General features: G+C 67.3%; 18 protein-coding genes. 5 read left to right on the forward strand and 13 right to left on the reverse strand.

The annotated features are described in order from the left end of the window. Positions 1-38: 38 nt before the first annotated feature. From ABD225_RS14345 to ABD225_RS14380, 8 genes are all read right to left on the reverse strand, one after another. Positions 39-761 (reverse strand): hypothetical protein, encoded by a 723-nt coding sequence (locus ABD225_RS14345; RefSeq protein WP_344086829.1) that lies wholly within the window; start codon positions 759-761, stop codon positions 39-41. Between the two features lie 38 nt (positions 762-799). After that, a complete protein-coding gene (locus ABD225_RS14350; RefSeq protein WP_344086832.1) occupies positions 800-1,885 on the reverse strand; it encodes a calcium:cation antiporter in 1,086 nt (361 codons plus the stop codon). A gap of 63 nt (positions 1,886-1,948) precedes the next feature. After that, positions 1,949-3,172 carry a polysaccharide deacetylase family protein gene (locus ABD225_RS14355; RefSeq protein ID WP_344086835.1) on the reverse strand — a complete coding sequence of 408 codons (1,224 nt, stop codon included), beginning with the start codon at positions 3,170-3,172 and terminating at the stop codon, positions 1,949-1,951. A 179-nt stretch (positions 3,173-3,351) separates the two neighbouring features. Further along, a complete protein-coding gene (locus tag ABD225_RS14360) occupies positions 3,352-4,803 on the reverse strand; it encodes a serine hydrolase domain-containing protein (RefSeq protein WP_344086837.1) in 1,452 nt (483 codons plus the stop codon). After that, positions 4,800-5,210 carry a hypothetical protein gene (locus ABD225_RS14365; RefSeq protein ID WP_344086840.1) on the reverse strand — a complete coding sequence of 137 codons (411 nt, stop codon included), beginning with the start codon at positions 5,208-5,210 and terminating at the stop codon, positions 4,800-4,802. The genes ABD225_RS14360 and ABD225_RS14365 overlap by 4 nt, the downstream gene beginning before the upstream one ends. Before the next feature lie 35 nt (positions 5,211-5,245). Next, a complete protein-coding gene (locus ABD225_RS14370; RefSeq protein ID WP_344086843.1) occupies positions 5,246-5,626 on the reverse strand; it encodes a type II toxin-antitoxin system VapC family toxin in 381 nt (126 codons plus the stop codon). Next, positions 5,626-5,850 (reverse strand): FitA-like ribbon-helix-helix domain-containing protein, encoded by a 225-nt coding sequence (locus ABD225_RS14375; protein ID WP_344086847.1) that lies wholly within the window; start codon positions 5,848-5,850, stop codon positions 5,626-5,628. Before ABD225_RS14375 ends, ABD225_RS14370 begins: the two co-directional genes overlap by 1 nt. 43 nt (positions 5,851-5,893) lie before the next feature. Then, positions 5,894-7,255, reverse strand: coding sequence for a cryptochrome/photolyase family protein (locus ABD225_RS14380; protein ID WP_344086850.1), 1,362 nt, complete (start codon positions 7,253-7,255; stop codon positions 5,894-5,896). A gap of 73 nt (positions 7,256-7,328) precedes the next feature. Here ABD225_RS14380 and ABD225_RS14385 point away from each other — a divergent pair, with 73 nt between their 5' ends. Both ABD225_RS14385 and ABD225_RS14390 read left to right on the forward strand, forming a co-directional pair. After that, entirely contained in the window at positions 7,329-8,195 is an 867-nt protein-coding gene (locus ABD225_RS14385) for a bifunctional methylenetetrahydrofolate dehydrogenase/methenyltetrahydrofolate cyclohydrolase (protein WP_344086853.1), read from the forward strand. A gap of 82 nt (positions 8,196-8,277) precedes the next feature. Continuing rightward, positions 8,278-8,667 carry a DUF3017 domain-containing protein gene (locus tag ABD225_RS14390; RefSeq protein WP_344086855.1) on the forward strand — a complete coding sequence of 130 codons (390 nt, stop codon included), beginning with the start codon at positions 8,278-8,280 and terminating at the stop codon, positions 8,665-8,667. Positions 8,668-8,798: 131 nt separating this feature from the next. Here the strand turns inward: ABD225_RS14390 and ABD225_RS14395 are convergent, their stop codons facing one another. Next, positions 8,799-9,788: a malate dehydrogenase gene (locus ABD225_RS14395; protein WP_344086857.1), complete on the reverse strand. Its 990-nt coding sequence runs from the start codon at positions 9,786-9,788 to the stop codon at positions 8,799-8,801. Positions 9,789-9,914: 126 nt separating this feature from the next. Here ABD225_RS14395 and ABD225_RS14400 point away from each other — a divergent pair, with 126 nt between their 5' ends. After that, the gene (locus tag ABD225_RS14400) at positions 9,915-10,694 is read left to right on the forward strand and encodes a ceramidase domain-containing protein (RefSeq protein WP_344086859.1); all 780 of its coding nucleotides are present in this window, start codon (positions 9,915-9,917) and stop codon (positions 10,692-10,694) included. A 301-nt stretch (positions 10,695-10,995) separates the two neighbouring features. On the opposite strand, the gene ABD225_RS14405 is transcribed toward ABD225_RS14400, so the two are convergent. From ABD225_RS14405 to ABD225_RS14415, 3 genes are all read right to left on the reverse strand, one after another. Next, positions 10,996-11,922, reverse strand: coding sequence for a carbohydrate ABC transporter permease (locus ABD225_RS14405; RefSeq protein ID WP_344086861.1), 927 nt, complete (start codon positions 11,920-11,922; stop codon positions 10,996-10,998). Beyond that, a complete protein-coding gene (locus tag ABD225_RS14410) occupies positions 11,919-12,809 on the reverse strand; it encodes a carbohydrate ABC transporter permease (protein WP_344086863.1) in 891 nt (296 codons plus the stop codon). Before ABD225_RS14410 ends, ABD225_RS14405 begins: the two co-directional genes overlap by 4 nt. An 80-nt stretch (positions 12,810-12,889) precedes the next feature. Then, positions 12,890-14,248 (reverse strand): ABC transporter substrate-binding protein, encoded by a 1,359-nt coding sequence (locus ABD225_RS14415; protein WP_344086865.1) that lies wholly within the window; start codon positions 14,246-14,248, stop codon positions 12,890-12,892. A 206-nt stretch (positions 14,249-14,454) separates the two neighbouring features. Here ABD225_RS14415 and ABD225_RS14420 point away from each other — a divergent pair, with 206 nt between their 5' ends. Next, positions 14,455-16,440: a beta-galactosidase gene (locus tag ABD225_RS14420; RefSeq protein ID WP_344086867.1), complete on the forward strand. Its 1,986-nt coding sequence runs from the start codon at positions 14,455-14,457 to the stop codon at positions 16,438-16,440. A 6-nt stretch (positions 16,441-16,446) separates the two neighbouring features. Beyond that, positions 16,447-17,328 carry a DeoR/GlpR family DNA-binding transcription regulator gene (locus ABD225_RS14425; RefSeq protein ID WP_344086869.1) on the forward strand — a complete coding sequence of 294 codons (882 nt, stop codon included), beginning with the start codon at positions 16,447-16,449 and terminating at the stop codon, positions 17,326-17,328. On the opposite strand, the gene ABD225_RS14430 is transcribed toward ABD225_RS14425, so the two are convergent. Continuing rightward, the coding region (locus ABD225_RS14430; protein ID WP_344086872.1) for a hypothetical protein at positions 17,300-17,756 on the reverse strand (457 nt) is incomplete at its 5' end. The genes ABD225_RS14425 and ABD225_RS14430 overlap by 29 nt on opposite strands.

Genomic DNA, 17,756 nt, shown 5'->3' on the forward strand with positions numbered 1-17,756 from the left:
AGGGGCTGTCGGCGGATGACCTGCTTGGGTGGCGCGGGTCAGCGCGGCCGGATGGCGGCCGGGTCGACCGCAATCCAGATTGCATCCGCGCGCCCCAGCAGTTCCTGCCCGGGGCCGAATAGCGCTGTGCTGGAATGGAACCGGCGGCCTTCACCCCCGCCCGGCCAGGCCATCACCACGCACTCGTCCCCCACCTCCGGCAGGCCATAGACCGCGGCCGTCATCGTCCCGAGGACCATCGGCCGCCCGGCAATCCCGGCGCTCCAACCGCCCGGGCAGTCCATGGCCGCCCACGCAATCGGAACCGACACCTCCTCGACGAGCCAGGCGGCGGCATACGCCCCTTCCGAACTGGACGCCACCGGACCGGGGCGCAAAGCCAGCCCGTCGGTGCGGCCGGTGCCGCACGAATAGCAGGTCGGGAAGGGGTGCTGGAGCAGGCCTTCGTAGCCTGGGCCCGCGGCGAGCGCATCCGCATACGACACCGGCCCGGACGGCGGCGCCGCCAGGTCGGGCGCAAGCGTGGCGCTCGCGATCCGGTGCTCACCGTCGATCAGGTCGTATGCCGTCTCGCCGGCCAGGAGCTGCAGCGCGCGGTCCAGGGGTGGCGGGGCGAGCAGCCGCACGCTGACCGCACTGGTTGCGGCGGCGTCGCACGCCTCGAGCACCACCTGCGCCAGGGCGCCGGCGAACCAGCCGCCATTGGCTGACTGCGGTGGGCCATTGAAGCGGGCGGGGACGGTCACGGTGGCGGACTGCATACCCCCGAGTCTGGCCCACCGTCGCACGCTTCGGTCGGTCAGGGGCTCATCGCCAGGAAGACGAAGGACGCGAAGATCGCCAGATGCATCATCGCCTGCAGCCGGGTGGCGCGGCCGGGCACGATCGTCAAAGTGGCGACGATGAAGGTCAGCACCGCCAGGGTGATCTGCGTGGGGCCTAGGCCGAGGACGAGCGGGGCGTCGATGAAGTGCACGGCGATGGCCAGCGTCGGGATGGTCAGACCGATGCTCGCCATGGCCGAGCCGAGGGCCAGATTCATCGACGTTTGCAAGCGGCCGCGGCGAGCGGCGTTGGCGGCGGCGATCGTTTCAGGCAGCAGCACCAACAACGCGATGACGACACCGACGAAGGAGTGCGGCAGGCCAGCGGCGCGCACGCCCGACTCGATGGCCGGGGACTCGACCTTCGCCAAGCCGACGACCGCAACGAGGGAGATAAGCAAGAGTCCGAGGCTGATCCAGGCGGTCTTGGTGGTCGGCGGATCGGCGTGATCGTCGCCGTCGATCGGCGAACCATCCTTGGCGACCGGTAGGAAAAAGTCGCGGTGCCGGACGGTTTGGGTGGAGACGAAGGCGGCATACAGTAGCAGCGCGGAGACGGCCGCGAAGGTCAACTGGCCCGGCGTGAACACCGGCCCCGGCGCGCTGGTCGTGACGGAGGGGAAGATCAGGGTCAAGGTCGTCAGCGTTGCCACCGTGGCCAGCGCGCCGCCAGAGCCCTCGGCATTGAATCGGGGGATGCGGGCGCCGCGGGTTGCGACGAACAGGGAGATGCCGATGATGCCGCCAAGCGTGATCATCACGGCGGCGAAGACCGTGTCGCGGGCGAGAGTCGCCGATTTCTCGGGGCCGGCGATCATCAAGGTGAGGATCAAGGACACCTCGATGACCGTCACGGCAACGGCCAACACGAGGGAGCCAAAAGGCTCACCCACCTTGTGCGCGACGATCTCCGCATGTTGCACGGCGGCGAGGACGGCACCGGCGAGCAGGAGGGCGCAGACGGTCACGGCGGCGGCGCCGAGATCGCGGCCATAGGAGAAGGCCAGGGCGACGAGCGCGAGCAGGGGGAGTACGTGATACCAGCGGGGGCGGGCGGTCATGGGCCGTCCTTCCGAGCGGGAAATGTAGTGGAATCTTGAACTATTCTACCTGATCGGCTGGACTCACTCAGCCCCGAAGCCGGCCCAGCCGCCCTCGGGCGCGACGCCCACGTCATACTCTCGCAGGGCCTGTAGCAGGATCGGGTCCTGGCGATCGAGCCACTGCACGAGCTGCTTGAAGCTGACCAGATGCGTCTCGGGGGCGGCCGCCATCGAGCGCATTGCTTCCTCGACCGCATCCATATAGATCCCGCCATTCCACTGCTCAAAGTGGTTGCCGATGATCAGCGGCGCCCGATTGGAGGAATGCGCGCGCTCGTGGGCTGCCATCAGCGCACCAAGGGCCTGAGCCTTCCACGCGGGATACTTGCTAGCGTCCTTGCTCGGCTGCGGGCCGGACTGATTCGCCATGTAGTTGTAGTCCATCGCCAAGACCTCGAAGGAGTGTCCCGGGAACGGGATCTGCGGCATCGGCAGGTCCCACACCTGGGTGCCCTCGAAAAGGGTCGGCCAGACCTGTCGACCTGTGGTGGAACTGTCATACCGCCAGCCCAGCTTGGCCGCCGTCGGAATGAGGGTCTTGCTGCCGAGCAGGCAGGGGGTTCGCGAACCCATCAGCTCTTTGCCGTAGTCGAAAGGCAGCGAGGGGATGTCGGTCCAGCCGGTTGTGGTGCGCCAGTGCTCCACCATCCACATCGCCTGATCGATCTCTTGCGCCCAGTCAGCGCTTGACCAATTGTCGACACTTCCCGAGCCGACACAGAAATGGCCATTGAAGTGCGTTCCGATTTCGTGGCCCTCGAGCCAGGCCGCGCCGACGCCCTCGATCGTGCGGCGCACCGACTCATCGCTGAGGAAGGGTATGTCCGAGCGGCCCACCCCATTGCGCGGCGGCCGGTAGCGCGAGGCGTCGGCGCCGCGCAGCGTGTAGAGGCCGCTGAGGAAGATCGTCATGGACGCGCCGACGTCTTGGGCCACCTTGCGGAAGCGGGTCAGCAGATGCGCATCCGTCTCGCCGCCGCCATCCCAGGAGAAGACGACGAACTGGGGCGGGGCCTGGCCGGGACGCAGGTCGGGCAGTGTCGGCTGGTGCGGCTGCGGCCCGGTGTCGGAGGTCGAGCCGTCTCCGATCAGTTTTGGTGTGGCTTTCGCCTGCTTGCTCCCGGCTTTCGACGCGTCGGGCTCGGCCTCGTCCCCAAGAGAACTGGCCGCCGTGCACCCCGTCATCGCCGCCATGAGGGCAGAGCCGGTCAGCCCCAACGCTGTGCGTCGATTGGTCCGGATCATGCGTCACCCCTTCGTCCCCCACTGTGGCAAGCAAGTGCTCGCCTACTGTGATGACGCGCCGGGGCCGCGCTCGGTTGGCCCGGAAATGTGCAGGCAGGAGGCGCGCATCGACACCCGATCGCCGCATGCACACTCGATCCGCGCGTTGACACCCCGTGGACCGGGTGTCGATGCACGGATCAGGTGTCGATGCGCGGAATGCGTGTTCGCACAGCAAGCCAGAGCGGGTCTGTTCCGTTGAGCGGGGGATTGCGCCAGCTGAGGTCGACGCCCTCCGAGCCCGGAGCGACCCGGACCTGGACGGTATGCGGCGTCTCAATGATGCGCAGGTCCGCGGCATACCCGCCCTCACGTGTCGGGCCTCCTCGGGCGAGGACCGGGAGCGCTGCGTCGCCGTCGGTCCACTCGGACTCGGCCCAATCAGATTCTCCGACAAGGGTTTCGAGGACTGCCTCGCCGCGCACCAGGCTCAGGGTGTGTATGCCGCCCGCACCCGGCCGAAGCCTCGCGCCGGTGTATGCCGAGGAGACATTCCCTGCGGCGCGCTGCCAGGTCCGCTCGGTCACCGGCCCGGCCCCAAGGGGCGCCTCGACGGCCAGGTGGCGAAGGCGGGCCGCGAGGTCGGCATCGGCCGCGCTCGAGCCGGCGCGATCAACGGCGGGGATCAGGTGGCGCCATACCGCATCGAGCACCGGCTGCATCTGCTCGGTCTCCGAGGTGATCGCGATGGCGATGCGCTGATCCGGAAGCACGAGCGCGAACTGGCCGTGGGCTCCGTCACCGCGGACCCCGTGCTGCGAGGTCCAGAAGGAGCAGCCGTAGCCCAGCCGCCAGTCGATGGTCTCACCCTCGGGATTCGGCAGGCCCGTACTGGCCATCGCCGTGGCGACCCACTCGGGGCTAAGGATCTGCCGCCCGCCGTGGCGGCCGTTGTCGAGATAGAGCTGAGCCAACGCGAGGATGTCTCGGGTGCGGGCGTGAGATCCGGAGAAGCCGATCTCGGCGCCGGTCGCGGTGCGAGTCCACGGCAGCTCGGCGACGTCCAGTGGGATAAGCACCCGGTCCCGTAGCAGGTCCACGACACTCTGGCCGCAGACGGCGCGTGCAGCGGCGGCGGCGAGATAGGTCGCGACCTGGTTATAGGCGAAGTGGGTGCCGGGCTCGTGCTCCGGTTCGTGGGAGAGGATGCTCGCGACGACGGGATCCAGGTCGTTGATGGATGCTGGCTCCCCGGCCGCTCCCACCTGGGCTGCGCCCCAGGCCTCGGTATGGTGACCGGTCGCCATCCGCAGGCAGTGCCCGACCGTGACCTGCCGCCAGCGCGGTGCGATCCTCAGATCGCCGACGCCGGGGAGGAGGTCAATGATCGGATCGTCAAGAGCGAGTCGTCCGTCATCGACGAGCAGCCCGACGGCTGTGGCCGTCCAGGTCTTGGAGATCGAATACAGCAGATGCACACGGTCGGCCGAATACGGCGCCCAATAGCCCTCCGCGACAACAGCTCCGGCGCTCGCAATCGCGATCGAGTGCATCTCTAGGCCCGGTGTCGAGTCCAGCGCGTCGAGCAGGTCTAGCACGCCACGCGCATCGATGCCGGCCGCGGCCGTGCCGGCTTCCGCCGCCGGTGTCACGGAAGTCCGCCGGCGATGGCGAGCAGGGCGGCGGCATACGCCTCCTCCGGATCAGTATGCAGCGCAACGGCTTCCGCGCCCCCGACGCTGTGGACGTAACGCACCGACCAGCCCTCGCGTTCACGCTGCAAGGCCACTAGCCGGTCGCCGATCAGTTCGCGCAGTTGGTCCTCGCGGGGCAGCCAGACCGCCTTGTCGAGGGGCACCGAGTCCAGCGCCCACTCGGTCGTGCCATTGAAGCCCAGGACGGTCTCGTCTTGATAGTGGTGGACTTCGATCGTCAGGTCGCTGATCCAGAAGAGGTCCCCGGTCAGTTCGGCGGACGAGATCGCAAAACGATCCCCCGGCTGTGGTTCCCAAAGAATTCCGGCGTCGGCGAGGGCGGCGGCGGTGTCGGCGCTGAGCATCCTCCCATTCTGGCTGCTGGCTTCCCGCTTGCGCCTTAGACCGACATCGCGCAATCCGGCGCATTGCTCGCCAACCGTGTGTCCAGGGTCAACAGCTGGCAATGACAGGCGCGTGCGAGCACCACATAGCAGGCGTCGTAAGCGCTGATGCTGTGGCGCAACCGCCAGACCTCGGGTAATAGGTCATCCATGGGCACAAGCTCGATGCCAAGAGCCCGGAACTCGGTAATGGCGGTCAATGCCTCCTCTTCGGTCAATCGGCTCGACAAGGACCAGCCGCGCAGCACTGACATCACTTCTACGCTGAGATGTTGCGGTGCAATCAGGACCTGATCGCCAAGCAGGCTTGCCGCCACTCTCCCCTTCGCGGTCCCCAGAAGAATTTCGGCGACTGCCGAGGCATCAACGACGAGCATCAGCGCGGTGAGCGCTCCGCCGCGAGGACGGTCGCGGCGTCCGGTAGGTCTCGTATATCGCGATTCGCGATGCGGGCGAGGATTTCGGCTCGGCTTGGACGCGCGGCGATCCGCTCCAGTTCGCGCAGGAGGTAGTCACTGAGGGAGCGGCCTTCGAGCGCGGCCTGCGACTTCAAGGCCCTGCTGGTCGCTTCCGGGACATTACGAACCTGAATTGTCGTCATGCGAGAAGCATAGTTGACATGCACTATGCATGACGAGCAAATGTCATGAGCGCTCGCGGGCTTCGGCATATCGGCGCAGCGCCTCGGCGCGCTCCTGCGCGTGGTCGATGATCCGCTCGGGGTAGCCGCGCGAGAGCCCGCCCGCGACGCGCCAGGGTTCGTGGACGGCGGCACCGGAGATGTGACTCAATTCCGGCACATAGTGACGGACGTAGTCGCCGCCCGGGTCGGCTGTCTTGCCCTGAGTGATCGGGTTGAAGATCCGGAAGTATGGTGCGGCGTCCGTCCCCGTCCCCGAAACCCATTGCCAACCATGGGAATTGGAGGCGATATCCCCATCCGTCAGATGATCCATGAAATGCCGGGCCCCGTGTTGCCACCGCAGATGCAGGTCCTTGGTCAGGAAAGACGCCACGACCATGCGCACCCGGTTGTGCATCCAGCCCTCGGCCAGCAGCTGGCGCATTCCAGCGTCAACCAGGGGATAGCCAGTACGCCCCTCGCACCAGGCACGCAGCCGGCCCGCCGCCTCATCGTCGACCGATGGATCGTCATACTCCAGGCGCGCCAGCGCCGGGCGTAGGTCCTGCCAGGCCGACCGAGGGTGGTGCCACAGGACGTCGGCATAGAACTCGCGCCAGGCGAGCTCGGTGCGGAAGCGGTCGGCGCTGCGCTCGCCGACGGGCAGGTCATGCAGCAGCGTTCGCGGGTGAATGGTCCCGAACTTCAGGGCCGTCGACAGGCGCGACGTCGCGTCCAGATCCGCTCGATCGCGCCGTCCGGCGTAGCCCTCCAAGAGGTCCCCGCGGTATGCCGCCCACCGGGCCAGCGCCTGCGTCTCGGTGACAATCGCCTCGGGTGGCAGGTCCGCCGGGGCCGGCAGGTCCGTCGAATCGAGCCCCCGCGCGAACCGGGTTCCCGGTGGCATTTCGGCCGGGGCTCGCCAGCCGTAGTCGTTCCATGCCCGGGAAAAAGGCGTGAACACCTGGTACGGCGTACCCCCGCCGGTGCGGACGAGGCCGGGGCCCACGGCATACGGACTGCCCGTCTCGACGAAGTCGATTCCCTTGGCCTGCAACGCCTCTCGCACATCGCTGTCGCGGCGGCGACCTCCGGGAGTGGTCTCCGCACTGACGTGCACGCTGACCGCCCCTGCCTCACGACAGACCTGCGGCACGACCTCACGAGGATCGCCAGCGCGAACAACCAGGCCGTCGAGTTCTTCTCGCAGGGCAGCAACGGCGGTGAGAAAGGCCGCGTCCCGCGGGCGCGCCGGGCTCCGCAGCAGGGCAGGGTCGAGCACGACAAGCGGGACCACGCTCGCATCGGCCGCGGCGGCCGCCAGGGCCGGATTGTCGCGGCGGCGCAGATCGCGGCGGAACCACATCACGGCTGGGGTCGGCATCGGGCCATCCTTGCCGATCCGGGCGCCGCGAGGTGGTCGGGAGCACGACGAGTGGTGTGCCAGGATCGTGCATATGACCGCGACCACCCTGGACGGCAAGGCGATCCTCGCGACGATCAAGGCGGAGCTGACCGAGCGTGTCGCGGCCCTCGCGGAACGGGAGGTGGTGCCGGGCATCGGCACCGTGCTTGTCGGCAACGACCCCGCGAGCACGTGGTACGTCAACGCCAAGCACAAGGATGCGGCCGAGATCGGCATCGCGAGCTACCGCCGCGACCTGCCTGCGACGGCCACGCTGGACGAGGTTCTCGCCGTCGTCGACGAGCTCAATGCTGACCCCGGCTGCACCGGCTTCCTTGTGCAGCAACCGACGGGCCTCGACGAGAACGCGATCCTCTCCCGCGTCGACCCCGCCAAAGATGTCGACGGCCTGCACCCGACCAACCTCGGTTGGCTGGTTCTCGGCAAGGACGCCCCCTTGCCCTGCACCCCCAAGGGGTGCATCGAATTGCTTCGGAGGTATGACGTCCCCCTCGCTGGCGCGCGCGTCGCCGTTGTCGGGCGCGGAATCACCGTCGGCCGGCCGTTGGGGCTGATGCTCACCCGCCGCTCCGAAAACTCCACGGTCGTGACCTGCCACACCGGCACCAAGGATCTGGCCGCGGAGCTGCGGCGCGCCGATGTCATCGTCGCCGCCGCTGGCGTGCCAGGGATCGTGACGGCCGACATGGTCAAGCCGGGCGCGGCGGTCCTCGATGTCGGCGTCAGCCGGATCACCGCCGAGGACGGGCACAGTGTCGTCGCCGGAGATGTGCACCCGGACGTCTGGGAGGTCGCTGGCTTTGTCAGCCCCAACCCTGGGGGCGTTGGCCCGATGACGCGCGCGATGCTGCTGAGCAATGTCGTGGAAGCGGCCGAGCGCCACCTCGCCGCTCGCTGAGTTCGCGACAGCCCGCCATGACGCCCCCTGATGCCGCCTCCGGTCCAGATCCGGCGCCGCTGACCCGCCGCTGGCCGAGGTGATGGAACGGCGACGCTCCCACCGCCGCTTCCTCGCCGGCCGCACGAGCCAGGAACAGCTCGGCGCCGAGGAGCCCTGGGGTCCGGGCAAGGTGCGACCGAGCGAACCCGAACCGCGCCCGCCGATCGTCGCGCGCCTGGGGATTTGGTGGCTCATCGCGGCCATGGCCGTCAGCGGAATCGCTTGGGCGGCAACGGATCACATGCTTCGAGCCACCCTGAGCCTCGGCGGCGCATGTCTCGCGGCGGCGGCCTTGCGTCTTGTCTTGCCTCCCGAACGCGCCGGCGGCTTGATCACCCGGTCACGCGGCCTCGACGTGCTGCTCCTCGTGATCCTCGGCGCGGCCGTGCTCTTCGCCGGCTTCGCCCTCGACCTGCGCGCTCGCATCTGAGCCCAAGCCAAGGTCCCAGACCGAACGTGACGAACTCGGCCTGAGGTCGTCACTTTCGGCCCAAATCGTCAGGTCAACCTGACGACCTCGACCGAAACTGACGACCTCAACCGCCGGTTCAGATCAGGCTGTTAGATCAGGCCAAGACCCTTGACGGCCTCGCGCTCCTCGGCCAGTTCGGCCGTGGATGCGTCGATCTTCGCGCGGGAGAAGTCGTCGATCTCCAGGCCCTGCACGATCGACCACTGGCCGTCGGAGACGGTCACGGGGAAGGAAGAGATCAGGCCTTCGGGGACGCCATACGAGCCGTCCGAAAGAACCGACATCGAGGTCCAGTCGCCCTCGGCCGTTCCGTCGATCCAGGTGCGAGCGTGGTCGATCGTGGCCGACGCCGCGGACGCCGCCGACGACGACCCGCGGGCCTCGATGATCGCCGCGCCGCGCTTGGCAACGGTCGGGATAAAGGTGTTGGCCAACCAGTCCTGGTCGCCGACCGCCTCGGCGGCATTGCGGCCGCCGACCTCGGCGTGGAAGAGATCGGGATACTGCGTCGCCGAGTGGTTGCCCCAGATCGTCATCTTCTTGATCTCGGTGACGGGGACGCCGAGCTTCGCCGCGAGTTGCGAGATCGCGCGGTTGTGGTCGAGGCGGGTCAGCGCCGAGAAGCGCTCGGTCGGGATGTCGGGGGCGTTCGACATCGCGATGAGGGCGTTGGTGTTGGCCGGGTTGCCGGTGATCGTGACCCGCACATCCGAGGCCGCGTGGGCGTTGAGGGCCTTGCCCTGCGGGGCAAAGATGCCGCCATTGGCCTCCAGGAGATCGCCGCGCTCCATCCCCGGACCACGCGGGCGCGCACCGACGAGCAAGGCGTGGTTGACGCCATCGAAGATCACATTGGGGTCATCGCCGATCTCGACACCGGCCAAGGTCGGGAACGCGCAGTCGTCCAACTCCATGACGACACCCTCAAGGGTCTTCAGTGCGGGCGTGATCTCCAAGAGCCGCAGCTGAATCGGGGTGTCCGGGCCGAGCAGCGCACCGCTGGCGAGACGGAAGAGCAGGCTGTAGCCGATCTGACCGGCGGCGCCGGTGACGGCGACCTTGACGGGGGTGGTTGTCACTGCCTCGAACCTCTTTGTGTCGTGGTCTGGTCGTATGCCGTGGACGCGCCGACGACATACCGGGTCACCTCCGACTCTAGTGCTCCGCCCCCAAGGCGACGCACGCGAGGTCCGTATGCTGCGCCGATGGTCGTCCTGGTCCTTGCGTGGGCGGTGCTCGCGTGCACAGGCTTCGTGCTGGCCGTGCTGGCGGGATCCTTCGGCCCGGATGTGGGCCGGGGCCAGGAGTTCTGCGAGGCGGCGGCGGCCGCCCTCTTCCGTCAACCGGCCAATACCGTCTCCAACCTCGGCTTCGTCCTCGCCGGAATCGCCATCGCCGCGCACGCTGCCCGTCGGCCGGCGGCGCGCTTCCCACGGTGGCTGGCAACGGCATACGCCCTGCTCGTGGTCACACTCGGCCCGGCCAGCGCGGCGATGCACGCCACCGCGAGCGCCATCGGCGGCGACCTCGACCTGACCAGCATGTTCCTGGTGAGCAGCTTCGCCCTCGCGTATGCCGTCGCGCGCCTCGTGCGGCGGACCGACCGGTGGAGTGTGATCCGGGTCTTCCTGGTGGCACTGCTTGCGCAGGAGGTGGCCTATTTCCGCGGCGGCCGGCTGGCGTGGATTGAACACAGTGGCAATCTCGCGTTCGCCGTGACGATCCTGGCGGTGGTGGGGATCGAGGCAACTCTGGCGCGCCGCGACGGGGCGAGCGGTGTGGACCGGCGCTGGCTGGGTGTGTCGGCAGGCTCGCTGCTGGTGGCCCTTGGAATTTGGTCGCTCTCCAAGACCGGTGGCCCGTGGTGTGACCCCAGTTCGCTGCTGCAGGGTCACGCCGCCTGGCATCTGTTGTGCGCCGTCGCCGCCTATGCGCTGTATCGGGCGTATGCCGGTCGTCGGGCCACCTCCGCGCCGCGCAACTAGGCTGCGGCAATGCCGATCCCCGAGTTCGTCCTGGCCCTGCGCGCGAAGGTCGGCACCGACCTGCTATCGCTGGTCGGCACCACGGGTGTCGTGCGCGATGAGGCGGGGTCGTCAGCGGCGAGGCGCACCCGGCCGATGGCGAAAAAACCGAGGTCGGCTGGTTCGCCCTCGACGAACTGCCGTCGCTGCGTTCTTCCTCCCGCGGCCGGCTCGACCGGGCGCTGGAGTATGCCGGCACCACCTGGTTCGTCCGCTGAGCTCAGATCGCGGAGAGCCCCGGCAGGCCAACGAACCGGAGACGTCAGCCCTTCGTCGCGCCCAAGGTCAGGCCGGAGACGAACTGCTTCTGGAGCAGGAAGAAGATGATCAATGTCGGCAGAGCGACGAGCACCGAGCCGGCAGCGACCAGGTTGTTGTCGGTGAAGAACTCACCGCGCAGATTGTTCAGTGAGCTCGTCACCGGGAACTTGTCACCCTGCTGCAAAAGCACTGTGGCCCAGAAGAATTCGTTGTAGATCCAGGTGGTTTCGAGTGTCGCCAGGGCGGCCAGCGGGGGTCGACAGAGCGGCAGCGTCAGGCCGAAGAATTGCCGAGTCACGCTCGCCCCGTCGACGACCGCCGACTCATACAACTCGCGCGGAAGCGTCTTCATATAGTTCGACAAGACGAACGAACAAAAGCCGGTCTGGAAGGCGACATTGACGAGGATCAGGCCCCAGTGAGAGTTCAGCAGGGTCCCTGAGTCGCTGAGCCACGTGGGCATCGGAATCTGGCGGAACATGCGATACACCGGGATGAGCAGCGCCTGAGGAGGCAGCAAGTTCGCCGCGGTGAAGAGGCCGAGCAGCGCGAGGTTGAAGCGCCACGAGAAGCGCGAGACGACGAAAGCAACGCAGCACGAGAGAAAAAGCGTCAGCAGCACCGCGGGCACGGTGATTTTCAGCGAGTTCATCAAGGTGTGCGAGAAGTCGGCTCGTTCCCACGCGTTCTTGTAGTTCTCCAGCGTGAAGCCGCCGAACGAGACATACCCATGCTTCGCGGTATAGGCGTAATCGCGGAAGCTGTTCATCACGGCATACAGGATCGGGAAGAACCACACGAGAGCCATGACGGCCAGGAAGATCTGGGTCGCCCGGCTAGCCTTGCCGGAGCCGGTGGCCACCTTGGAGACCTTGAGCTGCTGGGCCGATTCTTCGGCGACCTCAGGCACGGCGATCGGGGTGGTCATCGCTGGTCCTCCCTCATGACGATGCGCAGATAGATAGCGATGAAGACCGAGCTGATCAGCAACATGATCGTCGCGAGGGCCGAGCCGAAGCCGATTCGGCTGGCCTCACCCACGATGTTCTGGGTGACCAAGGTGGCAATCAACTCCAGCCCATTGCGGCCCTTGTTGATGACCCAGACCAGGTCGAAGGCGCGCAGGGACTCGATGACCGAGACCACCAGCACGATGATGTTGATCGGGGCCAGGACCGGAAAGACGATCTTGAAGAAGGTCGTGCGCTCGTTGGCGCCGTCGACCTTGGCGGCCTCGCGCAACGAGACATCCACGCCCTTCAATCCCGCTAAGTACAGCAGCATGATGTAGCCCGTCTGCCGCCAACAGGCGGCCACCAACGCTGCCCACAGGTTGTACTTGGGATCGCCGTACCAGTCGATCGTGCTGCCGGTGAGGCCATTGATGAGCCCCTGGTCACGGCTATACATCAACTGCCAGATGAACCCGACGAGCGCCAGTGACAGGACGACTGGCAGATAGAACGACGTCTGGTAGATCCGCGACCCGCGCATTTCCTTGTCCAGAAGTACCGCCAGGAACATCCCGAGCGGCGTCGCGACCAAGAAGGTCACGGCCAGCCAGATCAGGTTGTGACGCACGGCCGGCCAGAACGGCGGATAGATCGTCGTCACGTCGTGATAATTCTTCAGCCCCAGGAACTTGGCGTCGCCGATCGAGCCGATGCCATTCCAGTTGGTGAAGGAAAGCAAAACCGAGCCGATCGCTGGCAGCCACACGAGCCAGACCATCAGCAATGTCGGCACCACGATCATCAGGGCGACGACGATACGGTCGACCCCCGAGATCTGGTTGATCCCTTTGTATCTCGCCACTCGCAAACCCCTAACTCGCGCACGCCAATTTCGTATGCCGCGCCGGCACCTGAGTGGGCAGGCGCGGCATACGACGGTGGTCAGGATCCGAAGATGCTGACCTTCTGGGCCTGGATGTTCTTGGTGATTCCGTCGATGTCCGTGGGGTTCTTGATGAACTCCTGGATCGCCGGGATCATCACCGTGGAGGCGAAGTCAGGACGGGTGTCGCGGTCCATGAACTGCGCGATCGACTTGGCGGACGCGACGAACTCGGCCGACTTCTTCTGCAGCGAGGTGTAGCTGGTCGTGTCGACCTCGCTGTTGGCGCCGATGACGCTCGGGTCCTTCGCGAGCAGCACCTGCTGCGCGTCCTTGCTGCCGGCATAGGCGAGGTACTTCTTCGCGCCGGCCTCGTTCTTGGGCTTGGCACGCATCATGTAGCCGTCGATCGGTGCTTCGATCGCGTCGGCACCGATGGCCGAATCGATCTCGGGGAAGGTGAAGAAGTCGAGGTCCTCCTGCTCGGCGCCCTGCTCGAATTGCTGCGCCACGAAGGTGCCGAGGAGATACATCCCGGACTTCTTCTGCTGCAGCGACTGCGCCGCTTCCTGCCACGTCCGGCCGAGGCTGTCGGCCTGGTGCAGGGGCAGGATGTCGCGCCAGGTCTCGAAGACCTTCTTGACCTTGTCGCCGGCCCAGTCTTCCTTGCCGGCCATCAGCGCGACGTGGAAGTCATAGCCGTTGACACGGAGGTTGAGCTGGTCGAAGGTGCCCATGGCGGGCCAGCCGTCCTTGTCGCCAAAGGCGATCGGGTCGATGCCGTCAGCCTTCATCTTGGCGCCGAGGGTCTTGAGGTCGTCGAGGGTCTTGGGGACCTCGTAGCCCTTCTCCTCCCAGAGCGACTTCCGGTAGAACAGCGCCCACGGGTAGTAGGTCGAGGGCATGAGGTACTGCTTGCCGTCGTCGCCGGTGGACGACTTCTTCATCGCGTCCGAGAGGCCCGACATCCCGGACCACACGTCGGAGATGTCGCCCGCGAGGCCCTGGCTGGCGAAGAAGCGCATGCGATAGCCCGCGAACCACATGAAGACATCGTCGGGGGAGCCTTGCAGGTAGTTGTTGATGTTCTCCTGGAAGGTGTTGTGGTCGACTGTGTTGACCTTGACCGTGAGGCCGCTGTTGGCCTTCTGGAAGGCGTCGACGACGGCCTGGATGGCGGCCTTCGGGACCGCATCGGACTGGTTGGAGCCGAGGGTGACCTCACCTGTGGCCGCGGCGGCGCTGCCGCCCCCACTGGCAGAGGTGCTCGAGCCGGAGCCGCTGTCGCCGCCGCAGCCGGCCAGGGCGAGGGCGCTGAGCGAAACCCCACCCGCGAGCAGGGTCCGGCGGTCAACGCCGCGGACCGAGGGCGGGACGAGGGAGGCGAGGTACTCCTCGAAAGTCCGAGGACGGGCCATGAATGTTCTCCTTTGAACGTGCTCGTGGAAACGAACAGTAATCACCACAAGCGATCACCAGGGCTGATCTTGTCCGGATGTGGTGGGGCTGTCAAGAGGACAGAACAGGAGCCCGAGCACCGTAGCGCAATTGTTGCCAATGGATGTGCGTTCATTTCTGATGGAAGTTGTGGACTTTGCCTGTCCACCCGGGAAGACTGCGCGACATGCGGAACTGGCCCGACGATGTTCTGGCGTATGGCGGCGACTACAACCCCGAGCAGTGGCCTCGCGAGGTCTGGGACGAGGACATCGCCCTGATGAAGCAGGCAGGGGTGAGCTTCGTCAGCCTGGGCATCTTCTCCTGGTCCTGGCTGGAACCGACCAAGGGCGAGTACGACTTCGCCTGGCTCGACGAGATCATGGGGATGCTCGCCGAGGCGGGCATCGCGGTCGACCTGGCCACCGCGACGGCGAGCCCGCCGCCGTGGCTCACCGCGGCATACCCCGAGATCCTGCCGGTGACGATCGACGGGACCACGCTCTATCCGGGCAGCCGGCAAAGTTGGTGCCCGAGCAGTCCGATCTTCCGCGATGCCGCGCGCGCTCTGGTGACCCAACTCGCGCAGCGCTACCACCAGCACCCGGCGCTGGCGATGTGGCACGTCTCGAACGAATACGCCTGCCACAACCTGCCCTGTTACTGCGACACCTGCGCCGCCGCCTTCCGCGTCTGGCTGCAGCGACGCTATGGCAGTCTCGACCGGCTCAACCACGCGTGGGGGACGGCCTTTTGGAGCCAGCGCTACACCGACTTCGAGCAGATCCTGCCGCCGCGCACGACCCCGACCTTCCACAACCCGACGCAGGTCCTGGACTTCAAGCGCTTCGGCTCCGACACGCTGCTGCAGCATTTCCTCGGCGAGAAGGAGATCCTCGCCGATCTCTCGCCTGGTGTGCCCGTGACCACCAATTTCATGTCGATGACCGGCTTCCGGCACCTCGACTATCACCAGTGGGCGCCCCACCAGGACATCGTCAGTACCGATCACTATCTCGTGAACACGCTGGGCCACCCCGGGCCGGAGCTCAGCTTCCAGGCAGATGTCACGCGCGGCCTCGCCGGCGGGGCGCCGTGGTTGCTCATGGAGCACTCGACGAGCGCGGTGAACTGGCAGCCGGTCAATCCGGCGAAGGCCCTCGGGCAGACGATCCGGGACAGCCTCACGCATGTCGCGCACGGCGCCGACACCATCGGCTTCTTCCAGTGGCGGCAGTCGCGCGCCGGCGCCGAGAAGTGGCACTCCGCGCTGGTCCCGCACACGGGCGCGGACAGTGCCCGCTTCCGTGAAGTGGCGCGGCTCGGGGAGATCGCGGCGGCGCTCGGTGAGGTCAAGGGTTCGCGCGTCGAGGCCTCGGTGGCGATCCTCTATGACTTCCAGGCGCAGTGGGCGTGGAGCGGCCCGGCGATGCCGAGCGCCGATGTCGACTATCCCGAGATCGCCCAGCTCACCCATCGCCTGCTGCGCGAGCGCGGGATTACCTGCGATGTCATCCACCCCAGCGCCGAGCTCAGCGCGTATGCCGTGGTCATCGTCCCGACCCTCTACCTCGTCACCGACGACGACGCCGCCAGTATCCGGGCCGCCGCCGAACGGGGCGCTCAGGTCCTGGTGACCTATGTGTCCGGGCTGGTCGACGAGAACGATCACGTCCGCCTCGGCGGTTATCCCGGCGCCTTCACCGACTTGCTCGGCGTGCGGGTGGAGGAGTTCAACCCGCTCCTGCCGGGGGACTCGGTCGCCCTCACCCGCGGCACTGGCACGCGGTGGAGTGAGTTCGCCACCGCCACCGATGCCGAGGTCCTCATCTCGTATGCCGCGGGCCCCGTCGCCGGGAGCCCCGCATTGACCCGTCGCAGGGTCGGTTCCGGGACGGCGTGGTATGCCGGGACCCGCTTCGACGACGACACCTGGCGGTCTGTGCTCGGGGAGGTGATCGATGCCGCGGGGATCGAGCCCGCGGCATACGTCCCGGTGGGTGTCGAGGCGGTGCGGCGCCGCTCGGGGGAGCGGTCGTGGCTGTTCCTGCTCAATCACGGGGCCGACGAGGCGCGGGTGGCCGTCGATGGCTATGACCTGGTGTCCGCGGCGTCCGTCGATTCCGAGATCGTCCTGCCGCCCGGCGGGTGCGCGGCCATCCGAGAGGGCTGACACGCCATGTTGGCCAGCCAGCGACAAGCCCGGATCCTTCAGGAGTTGGGCGTTTCCGGGGCGGTGCGCGTCGCGGATCTCGTGACCACGCTGGGTGTGTCCGATATGACGGTCCGCCGGGACATCGAGGCCTTGGCGCGGCGCGGGCTGCTCGAACGGGTACATGGTGGCGCCGTTTCGCTGGACCAGGCGCATGGCCTGACGGCGCCCGCCCCATCCAGCGACGAGCCGGGTTTCGTTGTGAAGTCTCGGCTGATGCTCGAGGCCAAGGCGGCGATCGCGGCCGAGGCGGCGCAGCTGGTCGCCCCCGGCAGCTCCATCGCCATCTCGGCCGGCACGACGACAATGGCCCTGGCCGCCGAATTGCGATCGGTCCAGGGCATCACGATTGTCACGAACTCGATCCCTGCGGCGCAATTGCTCGCCGACACGGCCGAGACCGCCGGCCAGACGGTCGTGCTCACCGGCGGCACGCGCACACCGTCCGAGGCCTTGGTCGGCCCGATCGCGGTTGGTGCCCTGCGGACGCTGCATGTGGACATGCTGTTCCTCGGTGTCCATGGCCTCGACGAGCGAGCGGGGTTGACGACGCCGAATCTCGTTGAGGCGGAGACGAATCGCGCTCTCATCGACTGCGCGCGCACTGTCTGTGTGACGGCAGACCACACGAAGTGGGGCGTCGTCGGGCTCGGCACGATCGTGGCGCTCGATCGCGTCGACATCCTCGTCACCGACACCGGCCTCAGCCGCCGTGCGGTCGACGTCGTCTCGGAGCATGTCGACAAGATCATCCTCGCCGAGGTGCCCACCCCCTCGCCGCGCACCCCTGACGCCGCCGGCGGGGGTTGCGGGATGCGGACTACGACCCCTTCCCGCGTCGCCCATTGATGGCGCGCGGCACCCCGGCCAGTCCACGCCGCGCCCGTCGCAGACGCCCCAGGGCCCGCTCACGCCGTGTCGCCAGCTCCCACTCCTGCGGCGAGCGAGAGTTGTCCATCGAGATGTCCCAGAACGCGCGCCATACGAGCTCCGGCCGCTCGCGCCAGCGCGCTTGCTCCCAGCGCGTCAGCCAGACGACGGCCGAGTCGCCCACGTGTTCGCGGGATCGCCGCCACTGAGCCAGCGCGGTCGAGAAGCGGTCGTCGGCAGGCCCCGGTTCAGCACCTAGTTCGATCAGAACCTCGCGCAGTGGTTCCAAAGCTCCGGTTTCCCGGGCCGTGGTCACGACGTCCTGTCGCTCACGGGGATCTAGGGAACCGCTGATCAACGGGCGATTCGTGGTCGGGCGGGCGAGGGATGTCGTGGGGGCGTCGGAA

The sequence above is a fragment of the Nostocoides veronense genome (assembly GCF_039531185.1).
In the GTDB taxonomy this organism is placed as follows: Bacteria; Actinomycetota; Actinomycetes; order Actinomycetales; family Dermatophilaceae; genus Nostocoides_A; species Nostocoides_A veronense.

Excerpts from the sequence above, each read along its gene's own strand:
- ABD225_RS14345 (WP_344086829.1), bottom strand. The coding sequence starts at position 761 with ATGCAGTCCGCCACCGTGACCGTCCCCGCCCGCTTCAATGGCCCACCG.
- ABD225_RS14350 (WP_344086832.1), bottom strand. The coding sequence starts at position 1,885 with ATGACCGCCCGCCCCCGCTGGTATCACGTACTCCCCCTGCTCGCGCTC.
- ABD225_RS14355 (WP_344086835.1), bottom strand. The coding sequence starts at position 3,172 with ATGATCCGGACCAATCGACGCACAGCGTTGGGGCTGACCGGCTCTGCC.
- ABD225_RS14365 (WP_344086840.1), bottom strand. The coding sequence starts at position 5,210 with ATGCTCAGCGCCGACACCGCCGCCGCCCTCGCCGACGCCGGAATTCTT.
- ABD225_RS14370 (WP_344086843.1), bottom strand. The coding sequence starts at position 5,626 with ATGCTCGTCGTTGATGCCTCGGCAGTCGCCGAAATTCTTCTGGGGACC.
- ABD225_RS14375 (WP_344086847.1), bottom strand. The coding sequence starts at position 5,850 with ATGACGACAATTCAGGTTCGTAATGTCCCGGAAGCGACCAGCAGGGCC.
- ABD225_RS14380 (WP_344086850.1), bottom strand. The coding sequence starts at position 7,255 with ATGCCGACCCCAGCCGTGATGTGGTTCCGCCGCGATCTGCGCCGCCGC.
- ABD225_RS14385 (WP_344086853.1), top strand. The coding sequence starts at position 7,329 with ATGACCGCGACCACCCTGGACGGCAAGGCGATCCTCGCGACGATCAAG.
- ABD225_RS14390 (WP_344086855.1), top strand. The coding sequence starts at position 8,278 with ATGGAACGGCGACGCTCCCACCGCCGCTTCCTCGCCGGCCGCACGAGC.
- ABD225_RS14400 (WP_344086859.1), top strand. The coding sequence starts at position 9,915 with ATGGTCGTCCTGGTCCTTGCGTGGGCGGTGCTCGCGTGCACAGGCTTC.
- ABD225_RS14405 (WP_344086861.1), bottom strand. The coding sequence starts at position 11,922 with ATGACCACCCCGATCGCCGTGCCTGAGGTCGCCGAAGAATCGGCCCAG.
- ABD225_RS14415 (WP_344086865.1), bottom strand. The coding sequence starts at position 14,248 with ATGGCCCGTCCTCGGACTTTCGAGGAGTACCTCGCCTCCCTCGTCCCG.
- ABD225_RS14420 (WP_344086867.1), top strand. The coding sequence starts at position 14,455 with ATGCGGAACTGGCCCGACGATGTTCTGGCGTATGGCGGCGACTACAAC.
- ABD225_RS14425 (WP_344086869.1), top strand. The coding sequence starts at position 16,447 with ATGTTGGCCAGCCAGCGACAAGCCCGGATCCTTCAGGAGTTGGGCGTT.